Below are 17160 nucleotides of genomic sequence, written 5' to 3'. Positions count from 1 at the left end.
GTTATGGCTTCGACATTAACAGTAAGCAATCATGATCGTGATGTTGTCAGGTTAAAGTATGTGTATCCTGTGCTTTCCAGGCGAGCAGGCGGCTTGTCTATCGGCATTAATTTCAATCCTAACAATGCCTGTAACTGGCGCTGTATTTATTGCCAGGTACCTGATTTAAAAATCGGTGCGGCCCCGGGGATGGATTTTCAGCTGCTGGAGCAAGAGTTGAGATGCTTTCTTGATGATGTGCTTAACGGTAGTTTTTATGATCGATTTCAGGTCGATGAAGACAAACGGATCATTAAGGATATTGCCATATCAGGCAATGGTGAACCGACCAGTTTAAAAGATTTTGATAGGGCGGTGGCTTTAATTGGCGAGGTGGCGACAGAAGTCGGGGTTTTACCGCAGAGTAAGTTTGTGTTGATTACCAATGGTAGCCTGGTGCATCGGGATAGCGTCCGGAATGGCCTGAAAAGATTGCAGGAATATGGCGGGGAAATCTGGTTTAAGTTGGATAGCGCTACGGAAGAGGGTAGGGCTCTCATCAATAATGCCGGGCAGAGTTGTCAGGCGAGCGTGGATAATCTGTTAATTGCGGCAAGGCTTTGTTCAACAAAGCTACAAACCTGTTTATTGGATTACGATAAACAAGGCTTGTCCCCGAAGGAAAAAAATGCCTTTCTTGATTTGCTGAGAGGCATTAAAGCAAAGGATTGCGTGCTGAAGGGTGTGATGTTGTATACGATTGCAAGACAATCGCTGCAGCCGGAATCCGGTCGGTTGGAACGATTGTCTCCGGAGACGCTGAATGCATTCGCTGATGAAATCAGGCTCTTGGGTTTTGATGTTTCAGTGTGTTGGTGAGCGATGAGTTAGGCTTCGATGTTCAGCAAGGATCCTATCGTCTCTTTATCAGCTTGAAGTAATTTAACAGCGGCCGAAGTTTCCAGTTCTGCCTCTTTTAAGCTGAGTACCGGTTTGATAATGTCGCCGGAATTGAATTCTGAGCTGCCGACTTCATTATTTTGTATGGGCAGCTTTGCAATCTCTTGAGCCGCGCCCGCTGATTTATGTTGGGCGGTATTGATTAGATTAACTGCGCTGGTAGTTGCTGAAATGTTCATGTCGCACCTCTGTACATTAAATAGCTTCAAACCAATACTACATCTATATGAGTAATATGCAATGATTGAATTGCGACTTAAGAGCAGAACCGTGAGCAACCGAGCATTTTTCTTAACGGCAAACGATTATATCAGGGTGATTAATTTAAAATTTAAAGCTTGTTGTCTGCGTATAATTACGGATATAATTGCAAGTTCATTCAAAGTGCGAATGTGGCGGAACTGGTAGACGCGCTGGATTTAGGTTCCAGTAGGTTATCCTGTGAGAGTTCGAGTCTCTCCATTCGCACCACCCAATTCATTTAAGAGTTAGCGATTCATCGCTGACTTTTCAGATCTCATGAGCCGTTTACCGGTGTTCTATAAAATTCTTATTTTAAATTTAGTTGAGGTAAAGAAATGCAAGTTTCTGTCGAGAAGACATCAGAATTAAGCAGAAAAATGACTGTTTGCGTGCCTGAAGAAGTTGTTCAGGAAAAAATGGCGGCACGTTTAAAGTCGTTAGCGCGCGAAGTTAAGATTGATGGCTTTCGTCCGGGTAAAGTGCCCCAACATGTCATTAAGAAAATGTATGGAGAGCGGGTTCGCGGTGAAATAGCCGGGGATCTGATTCAGTCGACTTATTATGAGGCATTGCAGGCACAGGATTTAAAACCTGCCGGCTATCCGCATATTCAGCCAGAAGATGAAGCCGAAGGTTTCAAATACATCGCAGAGTTTGAGGTCTATCCTGAAATATCATTGGAAGGTGTTGAGCAAATTAAGGTGGCGAGGCCTGTTGCTACCGTGCAAGAGGTCGATGTTGACGGCATGATTGAGAAGTTAAGGGCGCAAAAGAAAACTTGGTCTGTTGTTGATCGTGCATCTCAGGAACATGATCGCGTGACCATTAGTTTTTCAGGGGTTTCTGAAGGCGAGAACTTTACGGATGGAAAAGTAGAGAATTATCCCGTTGAAATTGGCGCGAAACAAATGATCCCAGGTTTTGAAGAAAACCTGATTGGTCTCACGGCGGGTGCTAATAAAACCTTTGAAGTGACTTTTCCGGAAGAATACGGCAATGAGAAGTTGACCGGTAAAGTGGCTGAGTTTGAGGTTGAAGTTACTAGTGTTGAAGAGCCGACGTTGCCGGAAATCGATGATGCTTTTATTAAGGCATACGGTATTGAGGGTTCGGTAGAGGCCTTCCGTGAAGATATTAAAAGTAATTTGGAAAGTGAGCTTGAGCAGGCATTGCGTGGTAAGCTTAAAAATGCAGTGATGGATGCTTTGTATGAAAAAATCCATATCCTGGTGCCAAATGCATTGGTCGATCAGGAAGTCGAAAGTATGATGAAGCCGTACATCGAAAATGCTAAAAGGCAGAAAATGAAGCCGGAAGATGTGAAACTGCCAAGAGATTTATTTGAACAGCGGGCAAAACGTCGAGTGGCGCTAGGATTGATCTTGGGTGAAATTATTGATAAAAATAATATTAAACTGGATGAAGATAAAGTACGCTCTACTATTGAAGATATGGCAAAAAGCTATGAGCGTCCTAGTGACGTTATAGAGTGGTATTATTCTGATCAAAGCCGATTGAACGATGTACGGCAGATGGTTCTGGAAAATCAGACCATAGATTGGCTGGTTGCGCAGGCAAAAGTGTCTGATGAAGTTATAAGTTTTAGTGATGCGATGAACAAACAAGGACAAGGGGTTTAAATGTATAACCAGTACATAAGAAATCAAGCGATTGCTCCAGAAGCAGCGGGTGGGTTGGTTCCAATCGTTATTGAGCAAACTGCTCGAGGTGAGCGTTCCTTCGATATTTATTCAAGATTATTGAAAGAGCGGGTGATTTTTCTGGTGGGGCAGGTTGAAGATTACTCGGCTAATCTGATTGTCGCCCAGTTGCTTTTTCTGGAATCGGAAAATCCTGATAAAGACATCCATTTATATATCAATTCGCCAGGCGGCTCAGTGACTGCTGGCATGTCAATTTATGACACCATGCAGTTTATTAAGCCTGATGTCAGTACTATGTGTATTGGTCAAGCGGCCAGTATGGGAGCATTGCTTCTAGCGGGTGGAGCAAAAGACAAGCGTTATTGTTTGCCTCACTCAAGAATGATGATTCATCAACCATTGGGTGGTTTTCAGGGACAGGCTTCTGATTTTGATATTCATGCCAGAGAAATTCTGGCAATTAGGGAAAAATTGAATAAAATTCTTGCTGATCATACCGGTCAGCCAATAGAAAAGGTTCGGCTGGACACGGACAGGGATAACTTCTTAAGTGCAAATGATGCTGTTAAATATGGTTTGATTGATCAAGTATTGTCGAGTCGAATAGCTGTTGCTGATAAATAACGGTTGGTGTTTTTTTGTATTTCGCTATATTCTTTATTTTATCGAAAGTAAAAATATCATCTCTGAATGGTTGCGGGAGTTCAATTTATGAATAATGACAAAAATAGCAAAGATGGTGATAAGCTGCTTTATTGTTCTTTTTGCGGTAAAAGTCAGCATGAAGTCAGAAAGCTTATTGCTGGGCCGTCAGTTTATGTCTGTGATGAATGTGTAGATCTTTGTAATGACATTATAAAAGACGAATTGCAGGATGAATCCTCTTTTTCTTTTGGTGGCGGTGAATTGCCCAAGCCGAAAGAGATAAAAGAAGAGCTTGATAGTTATGTTATCGGGCAGGAAAATGCGAAAAAGATTTTGGCAGTGGCTGTTTATAATCATTATAAACGCCTGCGTAGTAAGTCTAAAAAAGATAGTGTTGAATTGGCAAAAAGTAATATTTTGTTGATTGGGCCTACCGGTTCAGGGAAAACCTTGCTGGCTGAGACTTTGGCTCGTTTGCTGGATGTGCCTTTTACCATCGCTGATGCAACTACGCTGACAGAAGCGGGTTATGTCGGTGAAGACGTAGAAAATATCATTCAGAAAATTCTGCAAAAATGTGATTATGATGTAGAGAAAGCTGAAACCGGTATCGTTTATATCGATGAAATCGATAAGATTTCCAGAAAATCAGATAATCCGTCAATTACCCGTGATGTGTCGGGTGAAGGTGTTCAGCAGGCTTTGTTGAAACTGATTGAAGGAACTATTGCTTCGGTTCCGCCTCAAGGTGGACGCAAGCACCCGCAGCAGGAGTTTTTGCAAGTTAATACGGCTAACATTCTGTTTATAGTCGGAGGTGCTTTTGCCGGTTTGGATAAGGTTATTAAAGATCGCTCCGAGAAAGGCGGGATAGGTTTCTCAGCCGAAATAAAAACTAAAGATGAGTCTAAAAATATTGGGCAGCTGTTTGCCGAAGTCGAGGCTGAAGATCTGATTAAATATGGATTGATTCCTGAATTTGTGGGTCGTCTTCCGGTTGTTGCTACATTAGAAGAACTGGATGAGAAGGCTTTGGTGCAGATATTGACCGAGCCTAAAAATGCGCTGATCAAACAATATAAGCATTTGTTCGAGATGGAAGGCGCTGAACTGGAATTTCGGGATGACTCTCTGATTGCAATTGCTCGCAAAGCTATGGAGCGAAAAACAGGAGCGAGAGGGCTAAGAACAATCGTTGAAAATGTTCTGCTGAACACCATGTATGAGTTGCCGTCTGCGGATAATATTTGTAAAGTTGTTGTCGATGGTAGCGTTATTTCAGGTGAGTCAGAGCCTATTTTAGTTTATGAAGCCGAAAAGAAAAAGGCTTCTGCGGAGTCTTAAAGAGTATTGATGGATGATAAAGGGAGCTTTTATTTTTTTAAAGCTCCCTTTTTTTTGTGCTGTAGATAATCAAAGGTACTATTTTGAGTCGGCATCCTTGCTATTCTAATTAACGACCCCATAATCTCTTTTTTAAGAAAATTGTTATAAGGTTCCATTTATGGAAACGCACAAAATGACAGAGTTACAACAAATAAATGTACTGATTCCGGTTTTACCGCTCAGAGATGTCGTGGTTTATCCGCACATGGTCATTCCCTTGTTTGTCGGCAGGGAAAGGTCGATTGATGCTTTGGATGCTGCGATGAAGGACAACAAACAAATATTGTTGGTTGCGCAAAAAGAAGCGGAAGTTGATGAACCGGATGTTGCCGATCTTTATGAGGTAGGGACTCTGGCTAATATCCTGCAAATGCTTAAGTTGCCGGATGGAACGGTCAAGGTTCTGGTTGAAGGGGTTCAGCGCAGCAAGGTATTGCACTATAAGGAGACAGAAGGCTATTTTTCCGCAGTGGTAACGGAAATTTACGACGTTTTAAAGCTAACCGAGCAAGAGCAGGATGTATTGCAGCGGACGGTCATTAATTCGTTTGATCAATACGTTAAGCTGAATAATAAGATTCCTCCAGAAGTGTTGAATTCGTTGGCCGGTATTGATGATCCAAGCCGGCTTGCCGATACGATGGCGGCTCATATGACTTTAAAGGTCAATGAAAAACAGGCTATCCTTGAAACGGCAGATATTGAAAAGCGCCTTGAAAATTTAATGACCTTAATGGAAGGAGAGGTTGATCTTCTGGAGATGGAGAAAAGAATCCGAGTGCGGGTTAAGCAGCAAATGGAGAAGAATCAAAGGGAATACTATCTGAATGAGCAGATGAAGGCGATTCAAAAAGAATTGGGGGATATGGATGATGTGCCTAATGAAATTGAAGCGCTGGCGAAGAAGATTGAAGACGCTGGTATGTCGAAGGAAGCCAAAGCAAAAGCCGATGCTGAGCTTAATAAGCTTAAACAGATGTCACCTATGTCTGCTGAGGCAACCGTGGTGCGTAATTATATTGACTGGATGGTCAACGTGCCATGGAAGAAAAAAACCAAAGTACGGCATGATCTAAAGGTTGCTGAGCAGGTTTTGGAAGCTGAGCACTATGGTTTGGATAAGGTTAAAGAGCGTATTCTTGAATATCTTGCTGTTCAGCAACGAGTAAAACAACTCAAAGGGCCGATTTTGTGTTTGGTGGGACCTCCAGGCGTAGGAAAAACCTCGCTGGGCGAGTCTATTGCCAGGGCAACTAATCGCAAATACGTGCGTATGTCCTTGGGTGGAGTGCGTGACGAGGCGGAAATTCGTGGGCATCGTCGAACTTATATAGGCTCTATGCCGGGTAAGATTTTGCAGAATCTGGCTAAAGTGAAAACGCGCAATCCTATGTTTTTGCTAGATGAAATCGACAAAATGGCGGCCGATTTTCGAGGTGATCCGGCGTCGGCTTTATTAGAGGTACTGGATCCAGAGCAGAACCACACTTTTTCAGATCATTATCTGGAAGTGGATTTTGATTTGTCCGATGTGATGTTTGTTGCGACTGCAAATACCATGAACATTCCTCCGGCATTGCTGGATAGAATGGAGGTTATACGCATTGCCGGCTACACGGAAGACGAAAAAATCAACATCGCAATCCGGTATTTGGTTCCGAAACAAGTTAAAAATAACGGTCTTAAAGAGCGGGAAATTCAGATCACAGAAGAAGCGGTCAGGGATATGATTCGTTATTACTCTCGAGAAGCGGGTGTTCGGAGTCTTGAGCGGGAAATTTCGAAAATTTGTCGTAAAGTCGTTAAAGATTTATTGTTAAAACCGAGAAAAACCAAAGTCGTGGTGAATCCTGAAAATTTGGATAAATATTTGGGAGTTAAGCGCTTTCATTACGGTCTTGCTGAAGAGAAGGATCAGATTGGACAGGTTACCGGCTTGGCCTGGACCGAGGTGGGGGGCGAATTATTAACTATTGAAACCGCGGTAATCCCCGGAAAAGGTAAGCACTCGGCAACGGGTAAGCTTGGCGAAGTGATGAAAGAGTCAATTGAAGCGGCGATGACGGTGGTCAGGAGTCGTTCAGAAATCCTGGGTATTGATAACGAGCTGTTTCAGAAGAACGATATACATATCCATGTCCCTGAAGGTGCTACACCAAAAGATGGTCCGAGTGCAGGTGTCGGCATGTGTACGGCCATTATTTCAGCCTTGACCAAGATACCTGTTCGAGCTTGTGTGGCCATGACAGGCGAGATTACCTTGCGAGGAGAGGTGTTGCCTATCGGGGGCTTGAAAGAAAAGCTTCTGGCGGCTCATCGCGGCGGCATAACAACGGTTTTAATACCTGCTGAGAATGAAAAGGATCTGGTTGAGATACCGGAAAACATCAAGCAGAACTTGGTAATAAAGCCGGTTCATTGGATAGATGAGGTATTGGAAGTCGCTTTGCAATATATGCCCGTTCCTGTCGAAAAAATGGAAACTGAGGAGCAAGGGAAAAGTGAAACTGATGCCGTTAAAATAGTAAAGCAGGGTTTAACAGCGCATTAAGCAATTTGCGGTTTTGTCAAAAAAATGGCAAAACCGCAAAAATCATGGCCTCCAGGGTGGTTAATGCTTGACACTACGTAAGCGCAGTTGTTATAAATACACGAGTTTTTTGTGTCGCGGGCGTAGGGCATAAGAATTATCACGCGGGTCTTGTAGAATATAATTTTAAAAATGACTTCCTAAGGGGGAATAATGAATAAATCGGAACTTATTGACGCTATAGCAGAGTCTGCTGAATTGACTAAAGCGGATGCAGGTCGTGCATTGGATGGCTTTATTGGTGCAGTTACAAAAGCATTAAGCAGCGGTGATTCAGTCGCTTTAGTTGGCTTTGGAACTTATGCGGTAAAAGAAAGAGCTGAGCGTAAAGGACGTAATCCACAGACTGGGGCTGAAATTACTATTAAGGCTGCAAAAATTCCTTCATTTAAAGCTGGCAAATCTTTAAAAGATGCTGTAAACTAGGATTTCTTTAGTCGGGTGCTTAGCTCAGCTGGGAGAGCATCGCCCTTACAAGGCGAGGGTCGGGGGTTCGAACCCCTCAGCACCCACCAGACTTTGGAGTGGTAGTTCAGTTGGTTAGAATACCGGCCTGTCACGCCGGTGGTCGCGGGTTCGAGTCCCGTCCACTCCGCCAAATTAAAAAAGCCCCGGATCAATTGGTTCGGGGCTTTTTTTTTGATTATTGTAAGTTGTTTCTTAGGGCCAAGCTATGCTGACAAAAATTAGAGAAAAAGCACAAGGTGCTTTTGCATGGGGTATTTTGATAGTGATTTGCGTGCCCTTTGCTTTATGGGGCATTCAGAATTATGTGGATACTGGAGAAGAAGCACCTGTCGCTTCTGTAGGTGATAAGGATTTTTTTCAGCGCGATGTTAACAAGGCTTACGAACAATATAGCCAGAATCTTCAAGAGATGACGATAGACGAACAAACCTTGAAGGCACAAGCATTAGACAAACTGATAAAAGATGAGGTTTTATTGCAACATGTGCATGCTAAAGGTCTGGTTACAACTGATGATGTTGCGCGTGATTTCATCCAATCCTTGCCCTATTTTCAGGTAGACGGTAAGTTCGATGACAAGCGGTATAAGACAATGCTCAGTTTACAAAAAATGTCCTCAGGGGAATTTGTAAACAGAATCAAGAATGCTCTGATCATGGAGCAGTTTCAGCGCAGCATTATCGATAGCAGTTTTGCAACAAAATATGATGTGGAAAGTTTTTTCAAAATCCAGAATCAGCAGCGCGATGTGGATTACATCACCGTTGCGGTGCAAAAGTCGACAGAACAGCCTTCAGAGGAAGATATAGCGGCCTATTATCAGAAGCATCAGGACTTATATCAAACGCCTGAGCAGGTTTCTGTAGAGTACATAGAATTGGCACTTGAAGATATAGCCAAGACTATAGCGGTAACCGATGACAAGCTGAAAGCCTACTATGAAGAGCAGAAAGATCAATATACCACCGCAGAGCGAAGAAAAATCAGTCATATCCTGTTTGCAATTAATGACAAGGTCGACGAAAAAACCGCTTTAGACAAAGCCTTAAAAGCCCAAGAAGAATTGGCAACTAAAGACTTTGCAGCTGTTGCGGCGGAACTTTCCGACGATAAATTATCGGCTAAAAACGGCGGAGATTTAGGCCTGTTTAATGTGGGCGTCATGGAGAAATCATTCGAAGACGCGGCGAGTGCTTTAAAATTGGGTGAAGTATCAAAACCCGTTAAGTCGGCATTTGGTTATCACTTGATTAAAGTCACCGAGTTAATGCCGGGAGAGACCAAGCCGTTCGATGCTGTTAAAGATGAAGTCACCAAGGCTTTTCAGAAAGCCCAGGCAGAAAATGCATTTTTTGAGTCAGCTGAAACGCTAACCGAAATGAGTTATGAAAATCCGGACAGTTTGAAATCAGTGGCGGATGCTTTGGGTATCACCATTAAGAAAACAGGCTTGTTCACCAAAGATAAAGGTGAGGGTATTACCGCTGACGAAAAAATTCGGCGCGCCTCCTTCAGTGAAGAAGTTCTGCAGGGTAACAATAGTACACCTATAGAATTGGGAACCGATCGTCTGGTCGTGTTGCGGCTTTTGGAGCACAAGACTGCTGCTACAAGAGAACTAAAAGGTGTTAAGCAGGATATAGTTGCCGTATTATTGGCCGATAAAGCCAAATTACAGGCTGTCGAAACCGCTCGGCAGATTAAAGCCCGGTTACAGGCAGGAGAGTCTATTCAAAAGGTTACGGCTGAAAATAAGTTGCCAGTAAAAACGCTTGCGGGATTAACACGTACTAAGGATGATGTGCCAGTGCCGTTGAGTGAAGCGATTTTTAAGGCGGCTAAGCCTGTTGGCGACAAGCCGACCCTCTTTATTGCTGAATTGCCCGCAGGTGAGCAGGTGGTCGTGAGTCTGTCAAAAGTAAAAGAAGGCGTAATGACTGAGGATGATAACAAGCAGCTGGAACTGGCGACCAAAAACATTGCCAAAGCTTTCGGTCAGACTGAATTCAATGCGTTGATAAACAGTTTAGAGGAAGATGCTGACATCTCGGTAAAAGCACCTAAATAAACTTCGAACCTGAAATAAAAAAGGGAGCTAAGCTCCCTTTTTTTGTGTCAAAATTTTTGCTTTAAGATGCCGCTAGACCGGCAATATTATAGCCGCAATCCACAAAGGTGATTTCGCCGGTAATGCCCGAAGCCAGATCAGAACACAGAAAAGCCGCCGCATTGCCGACTTCTTCAATGGTGACATTTTTCTTTAACGGCGAGGTATCGGCGGCTTTGCTGAGCATGGATCTAAAATCATTAATACCCGATGCGGCAAGCGTCCTGATAGGACCTGCTGAAATCGCATTAACGCGCGTACCTTCCGCACCTAAGGCCACCGCCATGTAACGAACATTGGCTTCCAGGCTGGCTTTGGCAACACCCATAACATTGTAGTTAGGAATCGCCCGGTCGGCACCCAAATAAGTCAGGGTCAACAGCGAACCGTTGCGGCCTTGCATCATCGTACGTCCGGCTTTTGCCAAGGCGGTAAAGCTGTAAGAACTCACATCGTGGGCAATTTGGAAGTTTTCTCGGGTGGTAACATCAACATAATCGCCATTCAGTGCGTCGCGGGGTGCGTAAGCGACCGAATGTACGATGCAATCCAAACCGTCCCAGTGTTCGCCCAGTTTGCTAAACACCGTATCGATATGTTCATCGATACTGACATCGCATTCAATGGTAATATTGGAATTGCATTTTCCAGCCATTTCCTCGACGCGACTTTGCAGCTTTTCATTTTGGAACGTAAAAGCTAATTCAGCGCCTTCACGATGCATAGCCTCCGCAATACCCCATGCGATAGAACGATTACTGGCTAAGCCCACAATCAAGACCCGTTTTCCCTGCATAAAACCCATTATCATCTCCCGGTGTTTTTGTTGTTACAATAGAGATTCAAGTATCTATGAGCCTTTTATTGATGTCCAGTCTTTTGTTGCCGGCACACCGCTGTTCCATGCGTTGCCCTGCCTTTTAATTCCATGTAGTCGTATGAAGATGCAATTCTGCAAAGTTCGTGTATTAGTCCTGATGTTGTCGGCCGTATTTTTGGCCGTCTCGGTTTCGTGTACGCCGCGGGAATCAGATCAGCCTAATAATCCGTATAGCGAAGACGAAGGCAAGCAGGCGGTTTTATACGAATCATTTTCCGAGCGGCCCAAGCATTTTGATCCGGCTGTATCCTACAATGCCAACGAATATGCCTTTATCGCGCAGATTTACGAGCCGCCTTTTCAATATCATTATTTAAAAAGGCCTTATCAATTGGTGCCGTTAACCGCTGCCCGTATGCCTGAGGTTATTCACCTGAATCAGAAAGGCGAGAAATTGGACTATGGCGCAAATGACGACGATATTGCGTTTACCGATTATATGATTGAAATTCAGCCCGGTATTCGTTATCAGCCGCACCCTGCGCTGGCAAAAAACGCCCAGGGCGATTATGAATATCACCGGTTAAACCCAGCGCAAATCGAGGGTGCTGCGTTGCTGAATGATTTTAAAAACACCGGTTCGCGTGAACTCACCGCCGAGGATTATGTTTATCAGATCAAACGCTTGGCGCATCCAAAAATGCAGTCGCCGATAGCTGAAATCATGAAAAATTATATTGTCGGATTTGATGATTTTTCCAAACAGGTCGCAGACCAACCCAAGACAGCGATCAGAAACCTGAACATAGCCGGTGCAACAGCGCTCAGTCGTTATCAATACCGCATACGCATTAAAGGCAAATATCCGCAGTTTATCTTCTGGTTGGCCATGCCGTTTTTCTCGCCGATGCCGTGGGAAGCGGATGTGTTTTATGATCAGGCAGGACTTGCCGACAAAAACATAACCCTGGACTGGTTTCCGCTAGGCACAGGGCCCTATTTAATGGCCGAAAATAACCCGAACCGACGCATGGTCTTGCTTAAAAATCCGTTGTTCCATCTTGAAACCTATCCGACCGAAGGCGAAGCTGAAGACAAACAAAAAGGCCTGCTGGTTGATGCGGGAAAAAAACTGCCGTTTATCGATAAAGTGGTCTTTATGCTGGAAAAAGAAACCATTCCCTATTGGACCAAATTTTTGCAAGGTTATTACGATGCGTCGGGCATCGCCTCTGACAGTTTCGATCAGGCCATACAATTTACCGGCAGCGGCGAGGTGGCGCTAACGCCTACCATGCTTGAAAAAGGCATTCAGCTGCAAACCTCGGTGGCGATATCCAGTTTTTACATGGGCTTTAATATGCTTGACGCGACCGTAGGCGGTGAGACCGAACAGGGGCGAAAGTTACGGCAGGCTATCGCTATCGCGGTCGATTATGAAGAATACATCTCCATTTTTACCAACGGGCGCGGCGTTGCTGCGCAAGGCGTTTTGCCACCGGGTATCTATGGGTTTTCCGAAGATAAGTCGGGTATCAATCCTTATGTTTATGATAGTGTTGATGGTAAAGCTTCCGCTCCTCGGCAATCGCTCCTGCATTGCTCTACCTCCTGCATCCATGACAGTCGTGCTCACGCCCATTACCTACGTCCTGTAGGCAAAACTCAGCGTAAAAAAATCGCTGACGCGAGGCAACTGATGACCGAAGCCGGTTATGCCAATGGTATAGATCCCAAAACTAAAGCAGCCCTGATTTTGTATTTTGATACCACAGCTGCGAGCATTGATGATCGTCCCCGGATGAACTGGTATCGCAAACAATTTGAAAAGCTGGGTATAAAACTGGTGATACGCGGCACCGATTACAACCGTTTCCAGGAAAAAATGCGTACCGGTAATGCGCAGATCTTTGTCTGGGGCTGGAACGCCGATTACCCCGATCCCGAGAATTTCTTTTTCCTGCTGTACGGTGCCAATTCCAAAGTGCAGCACGGCGGTGAAAATGCCGCCAATTACCATAACCCCGAATTCGACTGTTTATTCGAGCAAATGCGCAACATGGATAACAGCGAGCAGCGCTACCGGATTATTCAGCAAATGCAGGAGATTGTGCGCCATGATGCGCCGTGGGTTTTCGGCTATCATCCAAAGAACTTTTCACTGTTTCATCACTGGTACAAAAACCTCAAACCCAATCTGATGGCGAATAACCAACTGAAATATACCCGCATTGATACGGCCGATCGAGATACAAAAAGGCAACAATGGAATGAACCGGTATTTTGGCCTTTGGTGTTGGGTGGCGCGGTATTTGTGTTGATGTTGATTCCGGCAGTTATTGCCTATCGCCGCCGGATCAAGGAAACCAAGCTATGACTCAATATATTATCCGGCGACTTTTATACAGCTTACCCTTATTGATGGGCGTCAATATCTTAACCTTCGTGCTGTTCTTCGTCGTCAACAGCCCGGACGATATGGCGAGGATGCAACTGGGGCAAAAGCACGTTACCGAGCAATCCATCGCCAACTGGAAACAGCAACACGGCTACGATGTGCCGTTGCTCTGGAATGACGATGCTCAAGGCGAAAAAAAAATAATTGACACCATTTTTTATCAAAAATCGGTCGGCTTGTTGTTGTTTCGTTTCGGCGTGTCCGATAGCGGCAGGAATATCGGTGCAGACATTAAAGAACGCGCCTGGCCCAGTCTTGCCGTGGCATTGCCGACGCTGATGATCGGCCTGCTGGTGAATATTTGTTTTGCGCTGATGATGGTGTTGTTTCGCAACAGCTACCTGGAACATGCGGGTCTGGTTTTATGTGTGATTTTGATGTCGATTTCCTCGCTGTTTTATATCATCGGCGGACAGTTTTTCATCGGTAAAATCTTAAGGCTGGTGCCTATATCCGGCTATGACGACGGCATGGCGGCGGTTAAATTCCTGATCTTACCGGTGTTGATCGGCGTGTTTTCCGGCATAGGTTCAGGCGTTCGCTGGTACCGAACCTTGTTTTTGGAAGAAGTCGAAAAAGACTATGTGCGCACCGCCAGAGCCAAGGGCTTAACCGAAACCCAAACCCTGTTCCGACATGTTTTACCCAATGCGATGATTCCCATTTTGACCGGCGTAGTGGTCGTGTTGCCGCTGTTATTCATGGGAAGTCTGATCATGGAATCGTTTTTCAGCATCCCCGGTTTAGGCAGTTATACGATAGATGCGATCAACAGCCAGGATTTCGCTATCGTTCGCGCGATGGTTTTCCTGGGTTCGGTGTTATATGTAATCGGGCTGTTATTGACCGACATTTCCTACACCCTGGTTGATCCGCGCGTGAGGTTGTCGTAATGGTGGTTCTATGGACAGACGCGCTGATCTATGTGCTGATTGTGGTGATATTGGCGCTGGGCATTTACCTGCGCGGCAAAGAACATATTCAGCGCCCTCTGCAACAAATAGGACGCAGTAAAATCGGCATGGCGTCATTGGTGGTACTGTTGTTTTTTGTGCTGATCGGCTTGCTCGATTCCGTGCATTTTAAACCTGCAGACGACAAGAAAAACGAGATTATCAGTCTGCTGGATGCCTTCGCCACGCCGTTGCGCGAGCATGGCGAGAAAACCTATTCCGCGCCTTTTGCAACCACGCTGTACAGCAAGGAAATGATGACGCTGGCGGACGGCTCCATACAATGGGCTTATCCGCGTCTGGAATTCGGCGGCAGGCATTTGGAGGATACTGAAACACAGCATATTGCCGACATTCTGCAAAAAGCCGTTTACGGCTTGGCTCAAGGCGCCAGTTTGATTGGTTTTATTATATTGCTGATGTGGGGATTATTAGCTGAGCAGCATAAACGCTTCATACGCAGTTCAACGGCGAAAACAGTCTGGGCAGTCGTGTTTGTTATCGTGTCGTTCAGTTACGCCTCAATCTACTTATCCGCCTATTATCATATTTTCGGCACCGACAAAGTCGGCGAAGACGTTTTTTATCAGGCGGTAAAAAGCATACGTACCGGCTTGGTCATAGGCACCTTAACCACGTTAATCATGCTGCCGATGGCGATCATCTTCGGCATCCTGGCCGGTTTTTTTCGCGGCTGGGTAGACGACATCATCCAATACATTTACACCACGCTCAACTCGATCCCCGGCGTCTTGCTGATAGCCGCCTCGATCCTGATGGTGCAGGTCTATATGGCCAATCATGAAGCCGCCTTTACCAGCGTTATCGTCAGGGCCGATACGCGCTTATTATTCCTGTGCATGATCCTCGGCGTGACCAGTTGGACGGGCTTATGCCGGTTGCTCCGGGCGGAAACCCTCAAACTCCGGGAAATGGAATACGTCCAGGCCGCCTCCGCGTTGGGCGTTAAGCAAGGCGCGATTTTGCTGCGCCACATCCTGCCCAATGTGATGCATATCGTGCTGATTTCCGTGGTGCTGGATTTCAGTTCGCTGGTGCTGGCCGAAGCGGTGTTGTCCTACATCAATATCGGCGTCGATCCGACCAGCTACAGCTGGGGCAATATGATTAACGGCGCACGGCTGGAAATGGCGCGTGAGCCTATTGTTTGGTGGTCGCTGACGGCTGCCTTTGTGTTTATGTTCGCGCTGGTGCTGGCCGCCAATCTGTTTGCCGACGTGGTGCAAAATGCGTTCGATCCGAGGCGGAGCGGCAATGAATAATCCGATACTGGCCGTTAAGCATCTTAGCGTCACCTTCAACCACCGGCAGACGGTGGTCGACGACATCAGTTTTGAGATCCATGCAGGCGAAACCTTCGCCTTGGTCGGGGAATCCGGTTCCGGCAAATCGATCACCGCCTTGTCGGTGCTCAGATTATTGCCCAATAATGCAAGGCTGAATGCCGACGCGATCAACCTGCAAGGCGATAATTTAGTGAACCGCTCCGAATTTGAGCTGTGCAAAATTCGCGGTCGGCGCATCGGCTTTATTTTTCAGGACCCGATGTCCTCGCTGAACCCGGTGATGACCATCGGTAGCCAGATCGAGGAAGTCATCAAGTTGCATTTCGACTTGCCCAGGGAAGCGGTTAAACAACGGGCGCTGGAATTGTTGCAGCAAGTTGAACTACCTGATCCAAAGCAGCGTATTAAAGACTATCCGCATCAGCTTTCCGGCGGCCAGCGGCAACGGGTGATGATAGCCATTGCCTTGGCAGGCAAACCGGATTTATTGATTGCCGACGAACCGACCACGTCCCTGGATGTGACCATTCAGGCGCAAATATTGGCCTTGTTGAAAGCTATTCAGCAACAGACCGGCATGGCGTTGTGGCTGATCAGTCATGACTTGGCGCTGGTATCCACAATGGCCGACCGGGTTGCGGTCATGCAGCAGGGTAAAATCGTCGAAACCGGCGCGACCGCCGAGTTCTTCAACCAGCCCAAACACCCCTATACCCGCAAGCTGCTGAATGCGCTGCCGTTGATGCAGAGTTGCTTGACGCACAGCGCGCAAGAAAAACCGCCGTTACTCCAGGTCAGTGATTTCTTTTGTTATTACCCGATACGGAAAGGCATTTTCAAGCGGGTAGTCGATTTTGTGCGGGCAGTCGATGGCGTGAGTTTTAACATACAGCAAGGTAAAACCTTGGCCCTGGTCGGCGAATCCGGCTGCGGCAAAACCACTTTGGGCAAGAGCTTGTTAAACCTGATACCCGGCAGCGGTTGGGTCGTGATCAACGGCGTCGAGTTGAATGCTTTAAGCGGAGAAGCTTTGCGGCAACAGCGCGCCAACATCCAGATCGTGTTTCAGGACCCGTTTTCATCGATGAATCCGCGCATGCTGGTCGGCGACATCATCGCCGAAGGCATCAGGGCCTTGCATCCCGAGGTGAGTTCCGAGCAGCGCAAGACCCGAGTCCGGCAACTATTGCAGCAAGTCGATTTGCCCGAAGATTCGGCGCTGCGTTATCCGCATGAGTTTTCCGGAGGGCAGCGCCAGCGCATCTGCATAGCCCGCGCCTTGGCGGTCGAACCCAAACTGATCGTCTGCGACGAGCCGACCAGCGCGCTGGACGTGTCGGTACAGGCGCAGATTATCCAGTTGCTTAAAACCTTGCAACAGGAAAAAGGCGTGAGCTATTTGTTCATCACCCATGATCTTGCCGTCGTCGCCGAAATAGCCGATGACGTTGCCGTGATGTACCAGGGCAAGATCATCGAGCAGGGCAGTGTGGCCGAGGTTTTGACTCAGCCCAAGCAGGCTTATACCAAAAAGCTGCTGGCGGCGGTGCCGGTTTTGAAAACGGATAGTTGAAAGCGGA

General features: G+C 46.2%; 13 protein-coding genes and 3 tRNA genes. 14 read left to right on the top strand and 2 right to left on the bottom strand.

What is annotated here, in order from left to right; all coding sequences use genetic code 11:
- Positions 1-3: 3 nt before the first annotated feature.
- Positions 4-858 (top strand): radical SAM protein, encoded by an 855-nt coding sequence (locus RW114_RS13105; RefSeq protein WP_340123205.1) that lies wholly within the window; start codon positions 4-6, stop codon positions 856-858.
- Between the two features lie 8 nt (positions 859-866).
- Here RW114_RS13105 and RW114_RS13100 read toward each other — a convergent pair whose 3' ends face one another.
- Positions 867-1118 carry a hypothetical protein gene (locus RW114_RS13100; RefSeq protein WP_340123204.1) on the bottom strand — a complete coding sequence of 84 codons (252 nt, stop codon included), beginning with the start codon at positions 1116-1118 and terminating at the stop codon, positions 867-869.
- A gap of 207 nt (positions 1119-1325) precedes the next feature.
- On the opposite strand from RW114_RS13100, the gene RW114_RS13095 reads away from it, so the two are divergent.
- The 9 genes from RW114_RS13095 to RW114_RS13055 all read left to right on the top strand — a co-directional run bounded on the left by RW114_RS13095 (position 1326) and on the right by RW114_RS13055 (position 10003).
- Positions 1326-1410 (top strand) — tRNA-Leu (locus tag RW114_RS13095).
- 107 nt (positions 1411-1517) lie between these two features.
- Positions 1518-2822: a trigger factor gene (tig, locus tag RW114_RS13090; protein ID WP_340123203.1), complete on the top strand. Its 1305-nt coding sequence runs from the start codon at positions 1518-1520 to the stop codon at positions 2820-2822.
- The gene (clpP, locus tag RW114_RS13085; RefSeq protein WP_340123202.1) at positions 2823-3470 is read left to right on the top strand and encodes an ATP-dependent Clp endopeptidase proteolytic subunit ClpP; all 648 of its coding nucleotides are present in this window, start codon (positions 2823-2825) and stop codon (positions 3468-3470) included. It abuts the gene before it with no gap.
- A gap of 87 nt (positions 3471-3557) precedes the next feature.
- Positions 3558-4835, top strand: a complete 1278-nt coding sequence (gene clpX, locus RW114_RS13080; RefSeq protein WP_340123201.1) for an ATP-dependent Clp protease ATP-binding subunit ClpX — start codon at positions 3558-3560, stop codon at positions 4833-4835.
- A 160-nt stretch (positions 4836-4995) separates the two neighbouring features.
- Complete coding sequence (lon, locus tag RW114_RS13075; protein WP_479687032.1) at positions 4996-7428, top strand: endopeptidase La; 2433 nt, start codon at positions 4996-4998, stop codon at positions 7426-7428.
- Positions 7429-7620: 192 nt separating this feature from the next.
- A complete protein-coding gene (locus RW114_RS13070) occupies positions 7621-7893 on the top strand; it encodes an HU family DNA-binding protein (protein ID WP_006893096.1) in 273 nt (90 codons plus the stop codon).
- A gap of 13 nt (positions 7894-7906) precedes the next feature.
- Positions 7907-7982 (top strand) — tRNA-Val (locus RW114_RS13065).
- A 6-nt stretch (positions 7983-7988) separates the two neighbouring features.
- Positions 7989-8065: transfer RNA gene (locus RW114_RS13060), tRNA-Asp, on the top strand.
- A gap of 75 nt (positions 8066-8140) precedes the next feature.
- Entirely contained in the window at positions 8141-10003 is a 1863-nt protein-coding gene (locus RW114_RS13055) for a SurA N-terminal domain-containing protein (protein WP_340123199.1), read from the top strand.
- 61 nt (positions 10004-10064) lie between these two features.
- On the opposite strand, the gene RW114_RS13050 is transcribed toward RW114_RS13055, so the two are convergent.
- On the bottom strand, positions 10065-10847 hold the full coding sequence (locus RW114_RS13050) for an enoyl-ACP reductase FabI (RefSeq protein ID WP_340123198.1): 783 nt from the start codon (positions 10845-10847) through the stop codon (positions 10065-10067).
- A 133-nt stretch (positions 10848-10980) separates the two neighbouring features.
- On the opposite strand from RW114_RS13050, the gene RW114_RS13045 reads away from it, so the two are divergent.
- From RW114_RS13045 to RW114_RS13030, 4 genes are read left to right on the top strand one after another with little or no spacing between them, the layout of a single operon-like run.
- Positions 10981-13239, top strand: a complete 2259-nt coding sequence (locus RW114_RS13045) for an ABC transporter substrate-binding protein (protein ID WP_340123197.1) — start codon at positions 10981-10983, stop codon at positions 13237-13239.
- Complete coding sequence (locus RW114_RS13040; RefSeq protein WP_340123196.1) at positions 13236-14213, top strand: ABC transporter permease; 978 nt, start codon at positions 13236-13238, stop codon at positions 14211-14213. Before RW114_RS13045 ends, RW114_RS13040 begins: the two co-directional genes overlap by 4 nt.
- Positions 14213-15556, top strand: coding sequence for an ABC transporter permease (locus RW114_RS13035; RefSeq protein ID WP_340123195.1), 1344 nt, complete (start codon positions 14213-14215; stop codon positions 15554-15556). The genes RW114_RS13040 and RW114_RS13035 overlap by 1 nt, the downstream gene beginning before the upstream one ends.
- Complete coding sequence (locus RW114_RS13030; RefSeq protein WP_340123194.1) at positions 15549-17153, top strand: ABC transporter ATP-binding protein; 1605 nt, start codon at positions 15549-15551, stop codon at positions 17151-17153. The genes RW114_RS13035 and RW114_RS13030 overlap by 8 nt, the downstream gene beginning before the upstream one ends.
- The last annotated feature ends 7 nt before the right edge of the window (positions 17154-17160 follow it).

Origin of the sequence: Methylobacter svalbardensis, from assembly GCF_037671525.1 — a bacterium.
In the GTDB taxonomy this organism is placed as follows: Bacteria; Pseudomonadota; Gammaproteobacteria; order Methylococcales; family Methylomonadaceae; genus Methylobacter_A; species Methylobacter_A svalbardensis.
Note: the sequence above shows the minus strand (reverse complement) of the source record. Positions and strands in the feature narration are given on the sequence as shown.

What these genes read in the sequence shown, in the direction of transcription:
- RW114_RS13105 (WP_340123205.1), top strand. Translation starts at nt 4, where the DNA reads ATGGCTTCGACATTAACAGTAAGCAATCATGATCGTGATGTTGTCAGG.
- RW114_RS13100 (WP_340123204.1), bottom strand. Translation starts at nt 1,118, where the DNA reads ATGAACATTTCAGCAACTACCAGCGCAGTTAATCTAATCAATACCGCC.
- tig (WP_340123203.1), top strand. Translation starts at nt 1,518, where the DNA reads ATGCAAGTTTCTGTCGAGAAGACATCAGAATTAAGCAGAAAAATGACT.
- clpP (WP_340123202.1), top strand. Translation starts at nt 2,823, where the DNA reads ATGTATAACCAGTACATAAGAAATCAAGCGATTGCTCCAGAAGCAGCG.
- clpX (WP_340123201.1), top strand. Translation starts at nt 3,558, where the DNA reads ATGAATAATGACAAAAATAGCAAAGATGGTGATAAGCTGCTTTATTGT.
- lon (WP_479687032.1), top strand. Translation starts at nt 4,996, where the DNA reads ATGGAAACGCACAAAATGACAGAGTTACAACAAATAAATGTACTGATT.
- RW114_RS13070 (WP_006893096.1), top strand. Translation starts at nt 7,621, where the DNA reads ATGAATAAATCGGAACTTATTGACGCTATAGCAGAGTCTGCTGAATTG.
- RW114_RS13055 (WP_340123199.1), top strand. Translation starts at nt 8,141, where the DNA reads ATGCTGACAAAAATTAGAGAAAAAGCACAAGGTGCTTTTGCATGGGGT.
- RW114_RS13050 (WP_340123198.1), bottom strand. Translation starts at nt 10,847, where the DNA reads ATGGGTTTTATGCAGGGAAAACGGGTCTTGATTGTGGGCTTAGCCAGT.
- RW114_RS13045 (WP_340123197.1), top strand. Translation starts at nt 10,981, where the DNA reads ATGAAGATGCAATTCTGCAAAGTTCGTGTATTAGTCCTGATGTTGTCG.
- RW114_RS13040 (WP_340123196.1), top strand. Translation starts at nt 13,236, where the DNA reads ATGACTCAATATATTATCCGGCGACTTTTATACAGCTTACCCTTATTG.
- RW114_RS13035 (WP_340123195.1), top strand. Translation starts at nt 14,213, where the DNA reads ATGGTGGTTCTATGGACAGACGCGCTGATCTATGTGCTGATTGTGGTG.
- RW114_RS13030 (WP_340123194.1), top strand. Translation starts at nt 15,549, where the DNA reads ATGAATAATCCGATACTGGCCGTTAAGCATCTTAGCGTCACCTTCAAC.